The sequence below is a fragment of the Microbulbifer maximicatervae (SeqCode) genome (assembly GCF_052467385.1).
In genome coordinates this window covers 844286-857622 of sequence record NZ_CP174311.1, presented here as the reverse complement: position 1 = coordinate 857622, position 13337 = coordinate 844286, and the positions used below count along the sequence as shown (strand labels likewise).

Below are 13337 nucleotides of genomic sequence, written 5' to 3'. Positions count from 1 at the left end.
ATCACCTGATATTGATTGGAGCATCACTTTCTTTTCGCGACTTATTTACTGAGATGGGCCAGCTCTACGGCGTTCTGCTCCCAGTTTTGACCATCGAAAGGTTCGACCTCCAAGTCTCCGGGCCTCTCATCAAAACAGCGCGCATTAAGACTATAGCCATCCGGGTTGGAGCGCGGCACATAAAAAGACTTAACGCCGCAATGGCGACAAAACAGGTGCTTGGCCACCCCCGTATTAAACGTATAACAATCCAGGTCTTTTTCTCCAGACTCCAGCTTAAAGTTTTCAGCGGGAATAATGACATGCAGAAAACCCACTTTCTCACACATCGAGCAATTGCACGCATGGGCTACCAGTTTCTCCTCTGAGTCGCGCTCGTGCCGCGCCCGATAGCGAATAGCGCCACAGTGGCAACCTCCGCGAAGTTCAGTAGTAACTTTACTCATTTGAATTATTGTCCTTTTCAAATAACGGGCGGGCAGCCAACAGTGAAAACAGCGAAAGGCCCAGCAGCAGGTGGAACCAGTTTGTACGCGCCAAGCCCAGCACTCGCGGAGCGCCGGTACCCACAAACAATCCATCCATTGCAATGACTACTGCCCCTGCCCCCAGTAACAAAGGACCCGGTGGCGATAGTCGTCGCGGTGACATCAATTCCATCATTGCAACCCACAACCACAATAGAAGCCCCAGGGCGGAAAATACCTCTGTCACTTCCTGCGGCGATAACCTGCCACTTTCCGAGACGCCAATAGACGAGGCCAATACCAGCACCAGCACTACATAAGCGGGTCCCCGGGTACTCTGTCCAATACCTATCTCGAAACGTGCCCAAACCAACCCTATTCCAATTAGCAACAGCGAACTAAACCCGGATAGTTGCAGTAAAGCCCGGTGTAATTGGGTTGCCCCGGGATCAATACCGTAGCGATAGGCACCGACAATCGCGGAGACAGCGATAAATAGAAGACCCGCCATCACCAAGAGTGCAGCTGATTGAAAGCGAGCATTGGTAAGACGCCAGTACTGATTGGCAATCAGCAGTGCGGCGAGGGTGAGGAGAATGTCGATCAGCCAGAAGTTGTCCAATGTTTTGCCCTTTTTTTCCAGAATTCTAATAGAAAACCGGTAATAAGCGACAATTCCGCTTCGGCAGATACAAAAAAACCCGGCTTAAATGCCGGGTTTTTTCAGTCCGTAGACTTAAGCTTCGTCGGAAGCTTGCTTGGCTTCTTCAGCGGCAGCTGCATCGGCCTTGGCTTCCTTGATAGAAAGCTTGATACGTCCACGCTGGTCAACGTCGAGCACCTTAACCTTAATCTTCTCACCTTCACTCAGGTAATCAGTTACGGCATTTACGCGCTCTTCAGCGATCTGGGAGATATGCACCAGACCGTCTTTGCCCGGCAGGAAGTTAACGAACGCACCGAAGTCTACGATACGTACCACGGTACCTTCGTAGATAGCGCCAATCTCAGCTTCCGCAGTGATCTCCTCGATGCGGGTTACCGCCGCTTCCAGGCTCTCACCGTCTTCACCGAAGACTTTGATAGTGCCGTCATCTTCGATATCGATGGAGGCGCCAGTCTCTTCAGTGATGGAACGGATAGTCGCACCGCCCTTACCGATCACGTCGCGGATCTTGTCCGGATGGATCTTCAGGGTCGCGTAGCGCGGTGCGTTCTCATTCACGGTGGTACGGGAAGAGTCGATCACCTTGTTCATTTCCGCGAGGATATGCAGACGCGCGTGCAGAGCCTGCTCCAGAGCGGTTTCCATGATCTCTTCGGTAATACCTTCGATCTTGATGTCCATCTGCAGCGCGGTCACACCAGAGGCGGTACCCGCTACTTTGAAGTCCATATCGCCGAGGTGGTCCTCGTCACCGAGGATATCGGTCAGAACCGCGTAGCCTTCTTCTTCCTTCACCAGACCCATAGCGATACCGGCTACCGGTGCCTTCAGCGGAACACCCGCATCCATCAGCGCCAGGCTGGAACCACATACGGAAGCCATGGAGCTGGAACCGTTGGATTCAGTGATCTCGGAAACTACACGCACGGTGTAGGGGAAGCTGTCCGGGCTCGGCAGAACTGCAGCGATACCGCGACGAGCGAGGCGGCCGTGACCGATTTCGCGACGACCGGTAGCACCTACACGACCCGCTTCACCTACAGAGTAGGGAGGGAAGTTGTAGTGCAGCATAAAGTAGTCTTTGCGCTCACCTTCCAGGGCGTCGATGATCTGTGCATCGCCAGTGGAACCGAGGGTAGCCACTACCAGAGCCTGGGTCTCACCACGGGTGAACAGCGCAGAGCCGTGGGACTTGGGCAGAGCGCCAACTTCCACAGCGATCGAACGTACAGTTTTGCTGTCGCGACCGTCGATACGGGGCTCGCCACGCACTACAGCGCCACGCACCAGCTTCTTCTCCAGCTTGCCGAAGTAGCTTTTTACCAGATCGGCGCTAATTTCTTCAGTAGCCAGGGCTTCAGCGGCTTCGCTGCGCAGTTCCGTCAGGCGGGTGCTGCGCTCTTGCTTGTTGGTGATGCGGTAGGCTTCGGCAACCTTCTCGCCAAACTGAGCGTCCAGGGCAGCTTTCAGCTCGGTGTTTTCCACCGGAGCCTGCCAGTCCCACTGGGGCTTGCCCGCTTCCGCTTTCAACTCTTCACAAACCTTGATAATGGCCTGCATTTCCTGGTGTGCGTAGAGTACCGCACCCAGCATGATGTCTTCCGGCAGCTCCTGGGCTTCGGACTCCACCATCAGTACGGCGTCTTTGGTACCGGCAACGACCATGTCCAGCTCGGAGGTCTTCAGAGCTTCGTAGCCCGGGTTCAGCAGGTAGCCGTCTTGCTGGGTGTAACCCACGCGCGCAGCACCGATTGGGCCTGCGAAAGGAATACCGGAAACAGACAGCGCTGCGGAAGTGCCGATCATGGCAGCGATATCCGGGTCCATGTCCTTCTCAGCGGAAAGAACCGTACACATCACCTGAACTTCGTTCATAAAGCCGTTCGGGAACAGCGGGCGGATCGGGCGATCGATCAGACGGGAAGTCAGGGTTTCTTTTTCAGACGGGCGGCCTTCACGCTTGAAGAAACCACCGGGAATTTTGCCAGCCGCGTAGGCTTTTTCTTGATAGTGCACGGACAACGGGAAGAAGCCCTGATCTGGCTTAGCTTCTTTAGCGCCGACAACAGTACACAGGACGACAGTCTCTCCCATGCTAACCAGGGCAGCACCGGTAGCCTGGCGCGCGATACGACCGGTCTCGATGGTGACTTGGTGTTGTCCGTATTGGAAAGTTTTGCTTACTGGATTCACTAGTTTTTTTCCTATTTCCTTACGGTTACTGGCCCATTCCAGTAACCCCTACAGTGGTTGCCTGGATAGAAGTTCCAAACCTTCAATCCAGAGCGATACGGGGATGTACCGCTACCGACCCGGGTGGCCGGTGCAAACGCAGCACATCCGCCGGGATATTTGCCCCTGGGGTTGTGTTGCGAAACTGCCGAAAAGTGACAACAGCGCCACTTTTCAGCAAGCATTAAAGAAGAATGCCCGCCAGAGGCGGGCATTCCAGGGTCTTAGCGACGCAGGCCGAGCTTAGCGATCAGCTGTGCGTAACGGTTCAGATCCTTGCGCTTCAGGTAGTCCAGCAGCTTGCGACGCTGGTTTACCATGCGGATCAGACCACGGCGAGAGTGGTGATCCTGCTTGTGCGCAGAGAAGTGACCCTGCAGTTTGTTGATGTTGGCAGTCAGCAGGGCTACCTGGACTTCCGGAGAACCGGTGTCGCCTTCAGATTGGCCGTGCTCTTTCAGGATTGCTGCTTTTTCTACTGCAGACAGTGCCATAACGATTAACCTCGTCGTAATATGCTTTAAAAGATTCGGCTGGCCCGTGCATATTTACAGACCAGCTACTCACTGTTGTGGACTTAGTCCACTGCAATACTCTCACATCAACCGCTATCGGCTCTCACCAATATAGCGTTTTCTGCTTAAGTACTACTTACCAGACGCCGAGGCGCTACGCACCCGTCGTCAGTAATTTCTCCTACGCCCAGAAAATCGCCATTTTCCAGGAAGAGGCGCACCATATCACCTTCTTCACCGATACGGTAGACCTGCAAATCCATTACCGGCTGCCCCTGACGCACATAGTAACCAGACTCGTCCGGAAGGGTGAGTTTGGGCAGCGAGGAGGCAGGAGAATCCACCGATAACAGGTGGTGATCCAACTCCTCCGCCATGCCCTCACCGCGCTCCGCGGTGAGGGCATCCAGAGTCACTGAATCGGCCTCGACGTAGGGACCGGCTGCGCTGCGGTGCAACTCTTCCACATAGGCACCGACACCCAGGGCCTGGCCCAGGTCTTCGGCAATACTGCGAATATAAGTGCCCTTGGAGCAGTGAACCTCAACTTCTGCACGGGGCTGGGCGCCCGGTGTAAAGCTCAGCAGTTCAAATTCAAAAATCTCTACTTCCCGCGCCTCGCGCTCCACTTCCAAGCCCTGGCGCGCCAACTTATACAGCGGCTGCCCCTTGTGCTTGAGGGCCGAGTACATGGACGGCACTTGCTTGATGGGACCGCGAAAGGCTTCCATCGCTTTCAGCACAGCTTCTTCGGTCAAACCGGAAGCATCTTTAGTTTCCAGTACATCGCCATCGGCATCGCCACTAGCAGTGGTCATGCCGAAAACAAAAGTACTTCGATAGCGCTTGTCCGCATCGAGCAGGTACTGGGAAAACTTGGTCGCTTCGCCGAAACAGATCGGCAATACGCCGGTTGCCAGGGGGTCCAGCGCTCCGGTGTGACCGGCGCGATTGGCGAAAAAGAGTCGTTTGGCTTTTTGCAGGGCGTCGTTGGCGGTAATCCCGGCGGGCTTGTTCAATAACAGCACGCCGTGAACCGGCCGGCCCCATTTTGGTCTGCGGCCCATGGATTAATCTTCGTTGGAGTCGCTATCGTCGTCTTGGTGTTTGCGATCTTCTTTAACCGCCTTGTCGATCAGGGCAGACAGCGCCTGGCCGCGCACCGAGGTCTCATCGTAGCGGAAGTGCAAACGGGGAATAGTGCGAATCTGGATTGCGCGCGCAAGCTGCGTGCGCAAAAAGCCGGCGGCTTTATTCAGCACTTCGATAGAGGTATTAATTTTGCTGCGATCATCCTCACCCACCAGGGTGACAAAAACTTTAGCAACGGTTAGGTCGCGGCTGACTTCAACATCATTGACGTTGATCATACCCAGGCGAGGATCGCGAATCTCGTGTTGGATCAGCTGGGCCAGCTCGCGGCGCATGGCGTCAGCGACGCGGTCTGCGCGATGAAATTCTCTTGCCATTGTTTACCTACTGAGAATGGCGGTTTAAAGACAGGAAAACCCGCACGGCTAGGCCGCGCGGGTTTATCCTCGATCCGCTGCGGAACTCCTTAGAGTTCGCGAGCAACCTTAACGATATCGTAAACTTCGATCTGGTCACCGGACTTAACGTCGTTGTAGTCCTTAACCCCGATACCACACTCCATGCCGTTGCGCACATCTTGCACATCGTCTTTGAAGCGACGCAGGGATTCCAGTTCGCCCTGGTAGATCACAACGTTGTCGCGCAGTACGCGGATCGGCTTGTTGCGGTAGACGGTACCTTCAGTAACCATACAACCGGCAATGGCGCCAAACTTCGGTGAGCGGAACACATCGCGAACCTGGGCAATACCCACGATCTCTTCGCGTATTTCCGGATCAAGCATACCGGACAGAGCCTGTTTTACTTCATCCAGCAGGTTGTAGATAACGCTGTAGTAACGAATCTCTACGCCTTCTGTCTCAGCAACCTTTCGGGCAGCCACATCAGCACGGGTGTTGAAGCCCAGTACGATAGCGCCGGAGGTCAGGGCCAGGTTGATATCGTTCTCGGCGATACCACCTACACCGCTGGACACAACGTTGACAGAAACTTCTTCGTTGCCGATATCCGCCAATGCGCCCAGGATAGCTTCCAGGGAGCCGCGAACGTCCGCCTTGATAACAACCGGCAGTACTTTGCGCTCGCCGGCTTCCATGTTCGCAAACATGTTTTCCAGCTTGGCTGCCTGCTGGCGCTGCATGCGCTCGCGACGCTCTTTATCACCGCGCTGTTCAGCTACTTCACGAGCTCTGCGCTCATCCGCAACCACCATGAACTCGTCACCGGCGTTGGGTGTGGTGTCCAGACCCAGCAGCTCAACCGGAGTTGAAGGGCCAGCTTCTTTAACCTGCTTGCCCAGCTCGTTGGTCATGGCACGAACACGGCCGTAGCTCTGACCTGCCAGTACGATATCGCCGCGCTTCAGCTCGCCGTTCTGTACCAGCAGGGTGGCCACAACACCGCGACCTTTTTCCAGGCGGGATTCGATCACAACACCTGTTGCCGGTACCTTGACCTTGGCCTTCAGCTCCAGCATCTCTGCTTGCAGGGAAATCGCTTCCAGCAGGTCGTCGATGCCTTCACCAGTGTGTGCAGACACATTGATAAACTGGGTATCACCGCCCCAGTCTTCAGGGATTACATCTTTCGCAGCCAGCTCGTTTTTAACACGATCGGGATCGGCAGCTTCTTTGTCGCACTTGTTGATTGCAACAACCAGCGGTACACCGGCAGCGCGGGCGTGGTTCACAGCTTCTTCAGTCTGCGGCATCACACCGTCGTCAGCAGCCACCACCAGGATAACCACGTCAGTCGCCTGGGCGCCACGGGCGCGCATCGCAGTAAAGGCGGCGTGTCCGGGGGTATCCAGGAAAGCGATCTCGCCCTGGCTGGTTTTTACTCGGTAAGCACCGATGTGCTGGGTAATACCACCGGCCTCACCGGAAGCCACCTTGGTCTTACGGATGTAGTCCAGAAGGGAGGTTTTACCGTGGTCAACGTGACCCATAACGGTAACTACTGGTGCGCGGGACACCTCAGTGCCTTCACTGGCCTGGGTCTCGGCAACCAGCGCTTCCTCCAGCTCGCTCTCAGAGCGGAATACCACCTTGTGGCCCATCTCTTCGATGATCAGCTGTGCAGTTTCACGGTCCAGGCTCTGGTTGATAGTAACCATCTCGCCCATTTTCATCAGGCGCTTGATCAGGTCACCGGCTTTCACATTCATCTGTTTGGCCAGCTCGCCAACAGTGATGGTTTCGCCCAACTGTACTTCGTACACCTGTTTCTCCGTGGGCCTTTTAAAGCCGTGCGTAGGTTTAACCTTCAAGGTCGGACGAGACAGGGAGCGCGTGCTGCGCTTGGATGCTTCGTCTTCCTCAAATACTTCCAGCGCCTGTTCGTACAGAGCGGTTTTGCTGGATTTTTTCGGGCCGGACTTGGAGCGGCGACCGCGACGCTTACGCGGCTCGTCCTCAGAGCGATCAGCTTCAGCGGGAGCAGTGGATGCTGCCTCCAGCTTGCGACGCAGAGCTGGCTTGACCTCAGAGGTCTTCTCAGCACCTTTTGCCGGTGCTGGCTTAGCCTTGGCTGTCTGTGCAGCTTGTGCAGCCTGTGCAGCTTTCTCTTTCTTTTCCTGGGCTGCGCGTCGGTCAGCTTCTACTTTAGCTTTCTTCTCTTCAAGTTCACGCTTTTCCTGCTCAGCCTGCTGCTTGCGACGCTCCATCGCGGCAATTCGCATTGCCTCGATATCGTCTGAGTAGCTTGAGCGGATTGGTGCGGCGGGCTCTGCCTTTTTCACTACGTTTTCCGCGGTCTTATCCTCTGATTTAGCCGCATCTTGATCGGCTTTTACTTCATTGCTTGCTTTCGCTTCGGCTTCAGCCTTGGCTTTTGCTTCTGCTTCGGCCTTGGCTTTCGCTTCGGCTTCAGCCTTGGCTTTCGCCTCGGCTTCGGCTTTGGCTAGCGCCTCTTCTTCCGCCGCTAGGCGTGCAGCTTCTGCCTCGGCTTCTACGCGAGCGCGTTCGGCTTCGGCCTCCAGTCTTTCCTGCTCATTTTGCAGGGCATCGACTGCCGCTTCCTGCTCGGGGCTGCTCGATTCTTCGCCTGCCGCTACGGTTTCAAGCTCAGCTTGAGGGCGCTTCACATAAGTGCGCTTCTTGCGCACTTCCACATTCACAGTCTTGCGGCCGGTGCCAGAGCCAGTCTTCAGCGTGCTTGTGGTTTTGCGCTTCAAGGTGATCTTGCGCGGCGCGGCGCCCTGCTCCCCGTGACTGCTTTTCAGGAAACTGAGCAAGACCTGCTTTTCCTCGTCTGACACCACTGCATCCACAGAGGTGTGAGGCAAACCCGCTTCTTTCATCTGCTTGAGCAGACGGTCTTCGGTGGCACCAACCGATTTGGCGAGTTCACTAACTGTTACTTCGGCCATTCTCTCTCCTAAAAGTCACTTGGTCGGAGGGGGTTACTTATACGTAAGTTATTTTTCGCTGCATTTAAGCTTCTTCGCCGCTGTCATCGGCAAACCAGGGCTCACGCGCCTTCATAATCAGCGCTGCAGCGCGCTCCTGGTCGAGACCTTCGATATCCAGCAGGTCATCGACAGCCTGCTCTGCCAGGTCTTCCATCGTGGAAATACCACGGCTGGCCAGTTGGAATGCCAGCTGGCGCTCCATACCGTCCATATTCAAAAGGTCTTCCTGGGGCTCAGATGCATCCAGCTTCTCTTCAGATGCCAGCGCTTGGGTCAACAGGGTGTCCTTGGCGCGGGCGCGCAGCTCCTCAGCGATATCCTCATCGAAGCCCTCAATTGCGAGCATCTCTTCGATGGGTACATAAGCTACTTCTTCAAGAGAGGCAAAGCCCTCTTCAACCAGCACACCAGCAACGTCTTCATCGATATCCAGGCGATCCATAAACACCTGCATGATGGAGCTGGACTCGGCTTCCTGCTTGCTCTGCCACTCGTCACTGCTCATGACATTGATCTGCCACTGGGTCAGCTCGGAGGCCAAGCGCACATTCTGGCCGCTGCGGCCGATAGCCATTGCGAGGTTTTCCTCTGCCACGGCTACGTCCATAGAACCGGTGTCTTCGTCGACCACGATGGATTCAATTTCTGCTGGCGCCATCGCATTGATAACGAACTGAGCGGGGTTTTCGTCCCACAGAACGATATCTACACGCTCACCAGACAGCTCGTTGGATACCGCCTGAACACGCGCGCCGCGCATGCCCACACAAGCACCCACCGGGTCGATGCGACCGTCGTTGGTATTTACAGCGATTTTTGCACGCAGCCCGGGATCGCGGGCCGCGCCTTTAATTTCGATTACCTGCTCGGAAATTTCCGGCACTTCAATGCGGAACAATTCGACAATCATTTCCGGGCAGGAGCGGCTCAGCATCAGCTGGGGGCCGCGGGCTTCCGGTTGGATTTCCAAAAGGATTGCGCGCACGCGATCACCGAGTCGGAAAATTTCGCGACCAACCAGCTGATCGCGGGGCAGGCGCGCTTCGGCATTATTACCCAGGTCTACAGCGATAAAGTCGCGGGTCACCTTCTTCACAGTGCCGCTAACCATCTCGCCGACGCGATCGCGGTACTCGTCTACAACTTTGGCGCGCTCGGCTTCACGTACCTTTTGTACGATGACCTGCTTTGCGGTCTGTGCGGCGATGCGTCCAAATTCTACATTTTCCACCTGCTCGCGGAAAACGTCACCTGCTTTCAGGTCAGCATCTTTTTCGTGGGCTTCTTCCAGGGTGAACTGGGTACCCAACTCAGCCAAGACTTCATCACCGACCACTTCCCAGCTGCGGAAAGTCTCGTAATCGCCTGAACGACGATCAATGATAACCTCAATGGTTGAATCTTCGTCGTAGCGCTTCTTCGTGGCCGTTGCCAATGCCGCTTCGATGGCCTGGAAAATAATCTCCTGGTCAACGCCCTTCTCGTTGGATACCGCCTCGGCTACCAGCAAGATCTCTTTGTTCATGCAACTGTGCCTCAAAATCGCCTGAGCTCAGGCTCCTACAGGTTATTTGGTAAATTGGGGAATGATATTTGCTTTTTCGATACTGTCGATCGGCAAAAGGTATTCGTTTTCACTATCTACACGCAGAACCACTTCATCACCCTCTACACCGGCCAGCAGTCCGCGCCACTTACGCTGCCCATCCAGAGGCATACGCAGGCGAACTTCAATCTGGGCGCCGATAAAGCGCTCGTACTGGGCCAGCTTATAAAGAGGGCGGTCGAGCCCTGGGGAAGAGACTTCAAGTGTGTACTTACTACTGATGGGATCTTCCACATCCAGTACAGCACTGGATTGGCGGCTCACTTTCTCGCAATCCTCAACGGAAATACCGTTTTCGGAGTCGATATAAATGCGCAGCAGCGCATTGCGACCGTGGGTTTGGTACTCAATACCCCACAACTCACACCCCAGCGATGCCACCACCGGCGCCAGAAGCTCTTCCAGCAATTCGCGTTTGCTCGCCATTCTCGTCACCACATACAAAAAATGGGCCTACGGCCCACTTCGAAAAATATCTGCAACTTTTCTTGCAGATACGAAAAAGCCCCTGACGGGGCTTTGACCGCACATTCGTGCAGTCAGTGTGCACGAATGCAAAATTTGGTAGCGGGGGCAGGATTTGAACCTACGACCTTCGGGTTATGAGCCCGACGAGCTACCAGGCTGCTCCACCCCGCAACAACGAAAGCGCAATCAAAGTTTCCCTAAGGAAAGTTGGTAGCGGGGGCAGGATTTGAACCTACGACCTTCGGGTTATGAGCCCGACGAGCTACCAGGCTGCTCCACCCCGCAACAACAAATGCGCAATCAAATATTTTACCCGAAGGTAAAATTGGTAGCGGGGGCAGGATTTGAACCTACGACCTTCGGGTTATGAGCCCGACGAGCTACCAGGCTGCTCCACCCCGCAACAACTCCAAGAAACAAAGCCTGGTTGATCTTTGTTTCCCTGCGGCGGGACCAGCCCAACCACTCAAGAGGCTGCGCATTCTATTGGTGCTGACCCGGTGAGTCAAGCCGTAATTGGCATTTGTTTTCACCGGGGGGTTAAAGCCGTCTCTACCATCTCGCAAATCAGTATAGAAAAGGAAGAAAATCCCGCAAGCAGGCCACCTTCATATACCGTCTTCTTTCTTGCACAAGTACTTTTTATAAAAAGAACGAAGAGCAAAACTCTCTTAACAAGCCTCTGGATAAGCTAGCGAGTTAACTGGTGCACTATTGCTTTTCGAATTGGGGGAAAGCGATCACTGACTCGCAACACCATTTTGCGCAGCAACTTGGCCGGCAGGCGATCGTCAGTAAACAAATCCACCACCCTATTAGTTCCAGAGTAAATCGGCTTGGATTCAACCCGGTGCAGCATCTGGTAACGGGCCAAGGCCCGAGTCAGCTTGGCCGGGTTATATAGACGGCTAACACTATCCAGTTGACGAGCCAAAGTATCCGCACCGGCCAAGCCCAAATTAAATCCATGTGCGGTCACTGGATGCATCCCCACAGCAGCATCTCCCACCAAGGCAAAGCGCTCAGTGAAAAAGTGATGTGCATAGACCGCAACCAATGGATAACAGTGGCGCTCACCAAAAGCTTCGACACCGCCGAGCTGGGACGCGCTTTCGCGGGATACGTGCCCGGCAAACTCTTCATTACCCATCGCCATAATCTGGGCAGAGAGACTGGCGGGAACAGTAACCACGGCCGATGAAATATTTGCCTTGGGCAAAGGCAACAGCGCCAGTGTCGAGCCGTAGCGGAAACACTCCCGGGCAATACCATCGTGGGGTAATTCGGTGCGTACAGGGCCGACAATCGCCACTCGGCCAAAGTCGCGCATATCGGCGCCAATTCCCGCCATGCGTCGCACTTCAGAAAAACGGCTGTCGGCTGCAACCACCAGGGAAGCGCGCACGCCCTCCCCCTCTGCCAACTCAAGATGACGCATAGCGCCACTCAATGTCATCCCGGTAACGGTCGAGTTATCGAGCAGCGTTATATTCTCAGTCTCCAAAACTGCCTCATATAAGATTCGCCGGATTGCAGAGTTGGAGACAATAAAACCCAGCGGCCCCCTTTCTCCTGGGCTAAAGTGGAGTGTCGAAGGGGAATTGCCGTCGACTACTTCGGCAGCATTTAGCGGACTAATCTCTTCCGGGGATAATCTCTGCCAAGCCCCCAGTTCTTGCAGCAGCTTGTAGGATTTATGTGTCAGGGCAATCTCGCGGCCATCATCAACGGGAGCGGACAGTGCCGACTTATCCTGGCTCTCAATAATTGCCACCTGACACCCTTTGCGGGCGAGCATCACCGCCAAGGAAAGTCCCGCCGGTCCAGCACCTACGATAGCTACATCGGACTCCGTCATTTTCACACCCCTGATTTGCACGCAACAAATACAAGTCACTCTAGTGACTCACATCCGGGATAAACTGATCCAGATCAGGTTAAAGCCAATCCCAAGCCGCTCTACAGAGGTATAAATTGGTGAACTTTAGGGGTATAAAATATCACGCCCGCCATCAGCGCTTCTGAAAAGCTGGAGCACCATGGAGTTCAAATATGGAACTTAAAATTCATTTCATTAACGCCTTTACCGACAAAGTCTTTCACGGAAATTCAGCCGGAGTTGTTGTTACTGAGGATTGGCTGGATGAAAATTTAATGCGATCCATCGCTGCAGAAAATAACCTTTCCGAAACCGCGTTCCTGGTAAAACGCCCAGATACCAATTATGGAATTCGCTGGTTTTCACCGTTAACGGAAATTGATTTTTGTGGTCATGCCACCCTGGCGTCAGCCCATGTTCTTTTTTCTCAAAACCCTCAATGCGAGCAACTCCAGCTCCATGCGGCCGCTGTGGGCAAAATGGCAATAAGCCGAGGGGAAAATGGAATTATTTCCATGGACTTCCCACGAAGGGAGCCACAACCCGTAGATCGCATACCGCAGGAATTGCTGGAGGGGCTTTCAATAACACCAAGTCAGGTGTTACTTAACAACCAAGCTTACTTTGCCATCTACAATAGTGAGCGAGAAGTATTGGATGTACAGCAGGATGCGAGCAGCCTGCGAAAGCTCGCCCCCTACGATGTGGTCGTCACGGCAAAATCCGATAAGTACGATTTTATCTCCCGATATTTCTGGCCATCCAATGGTGGTGCCGAAGATCCGGTGACCGGTTCTATTCACACAGGGCTCGCCCCTTACTGGTCACAAATTCTGGATAAGAAAGAGCTGATCGCCTATCAAGCCTCCAAGCGCGGCGGCCTGCTGAATTGCACCATCGCCGGGGACAGGGTCATTATCTCAGGCAAAGCAGTACCCTATTTGAGCGGGACCATACGGGTTTGATACCCCAACGCCGGGATTTCCAAAATAAATCACA

Annotated in this window: 11 protein-coding genes and 3 tRNA genes; 1 reads left to right on the top strand and 13 read right to left on the bottom strand. The window is 54.6% G+C overall.

What is annotated here, in order from left to right; translation table 11 throughout:
* Positions 1-41: 41 nt before the first annotated feature.
* From ACJJIR_RS03700 to ubiM, 13 genes are all read right to left on the bottom strand, one after another.
* Entirely contained in the window at positions 42-446 is a 405-nt protein-coding gene (locus ACJJIR_RS03700) for a GFA family protein (RefSeq protein ID WP_444907379.1), read from the bottom strand.
* On the bottom strand, positions 439-1089 hold the full coding sequence (locus ACJJIR_RS03695) for a hypothetical protein (protein WP_413663183.1): 651 nt from the start codon (positions 1087-1089) through the stop codon (positions 439-441). The genes ACJJIR_RS03700 and ACJJIR_RS03695 overlap by 8 nt, the downstream gene beginning before the upstream one ends.
* A gap of 114 nt (positions 1090-1203) precedes the next feature.
* Positions 1204-3327 (bottom strand): polyribonucleotide nucleotidyltransferase, encoded by a 2124-nt coding sequence (gene pnp / locus ACJJIR_RS03690; protein WP_444907378.1) that lies wholly within the window; start codon positions 3325-3327, stop codon positions 1204-1206.
* A gap of 263 nt (positions 3328-3590) precedes the next feature.
* On the bottom strand, positions 3591-3860 hold the full coding sequence (rpsO, locus tag ACJJIR_RS03685; protein WP_252083174.1) for a 30S ribosomal protein S15: 270 nt from the start codon (positions 3858-3860) through the stop codon (positions 3591-3593).
* 146 nt (positions 3861-4006) lie between these two features.
* Positions 4007-4948: a tRNA pseudouridine(55) synthase TruB gene (gene truB / locus ACJJIR_RS03680; protein ID WP_444907377.1), complete on the bottom strand. Its 942-nt coding sequence runs from the start codon at positions 4946-4948 to the stop codon at positions 4007-4009.
* Between the two features lie 3 nt (positions 4949-4951).
* Positions 4952-5350, bottom strand: a complete 399-nt coding sequence (rbfA, locus tag ACJJIR_RS03675; RefSeq protein ID WP_108734361.1) for a 30S ribosome-binding factor RbfA — start codon at positions 5348-5350, stop codon at positions 4952-4954.
* A gap of 89 nt (positions 5351-5439) precedes the next feature.
* Positions 5440-8343, bottom strand: coding sequence for a translation initiation factor IF-2 (infB, locus tag ACJJIR_RS03670; RefSeq protein WP_444907376.1), 2904 nt, complete (start codon positions 8341-8343; stop codon positions 5440-5442).
* Between the two features lie 64 nt (positions 8344-8407).
* Positions 8408-9910 carry a transcription termination factor NusA gene (nusA, locus tag ACJJIR_RS03665; RefSeq protein WP_413663186.1) on the bottom strand — a complete coding sequence of 501 codons (1503 nt, stop codon included), beginning with the start codon at positions 9908-9910 and terminating at the stop codon, positions 8408-8410.
* 42 nt (positions 9911-9952) lie between these two features.
* Complete coding sequence (gene rimP, locus ACJJIR_RS03660; RefSeq protein WP_108734364.1) at positions 9953-10417, bottom strand: ribosome maturation factor RimP; 465 nt, start codon at positions 10415-10417, stop codon at positions 9953-9955.
* 136 nt (positions 10418-10553) lie between these two features.
* Positions 10554-10630 (bottom strand) — tRNA-Met (locus tag ACJJIR_RS03655).
* Between the two features lie 37 nt (positions 10631-10667).
* Positions 10668-10744: transfer RNA gene (locus tag ACJJIR_RS03650), tRNA-Met, on the bottom strand.
* A 41-nt stretch (positions 10745-10785) separates the two neighbouring features.
* Positions 10786-10862, bottom strand: a tRNA-Met gene (locus ACJJIR_RS03645).
* 288 nt (positions 10863-11150) lie between these two features.
* Positions 11151-12317 carry a 5-demethoxyubiquinol-8 5-hydroxylase UbiM gene (gene ubiM, locus ACJJIR_RS03640; RefSeq protein ID WP_444907375.1) on the bottom strand — a complete coding sequence of 389 codons (1167 nt, stop codon included), beginning with the start codon at positions 12315-12317 and terminating at the stop codon, positions 11151-11153.
* Positions 12318-12511: 194 nt separating this feature from the next.
* On the opposite strand from ubiM, the gene ACJJIR_RS03635 reads away from it, so the two are divergent.
* Positions 12512-13303, top strand: coding sequence for a PhzF family protein (locus tag ACJJIR_RS03635; protein WP_444907374.1), 792 nt, complete (start codon positions 12512-12514; stop codon positions 13301-13303).
* Positions 13304-13337 lie beyond the last annotated feature (34 nt).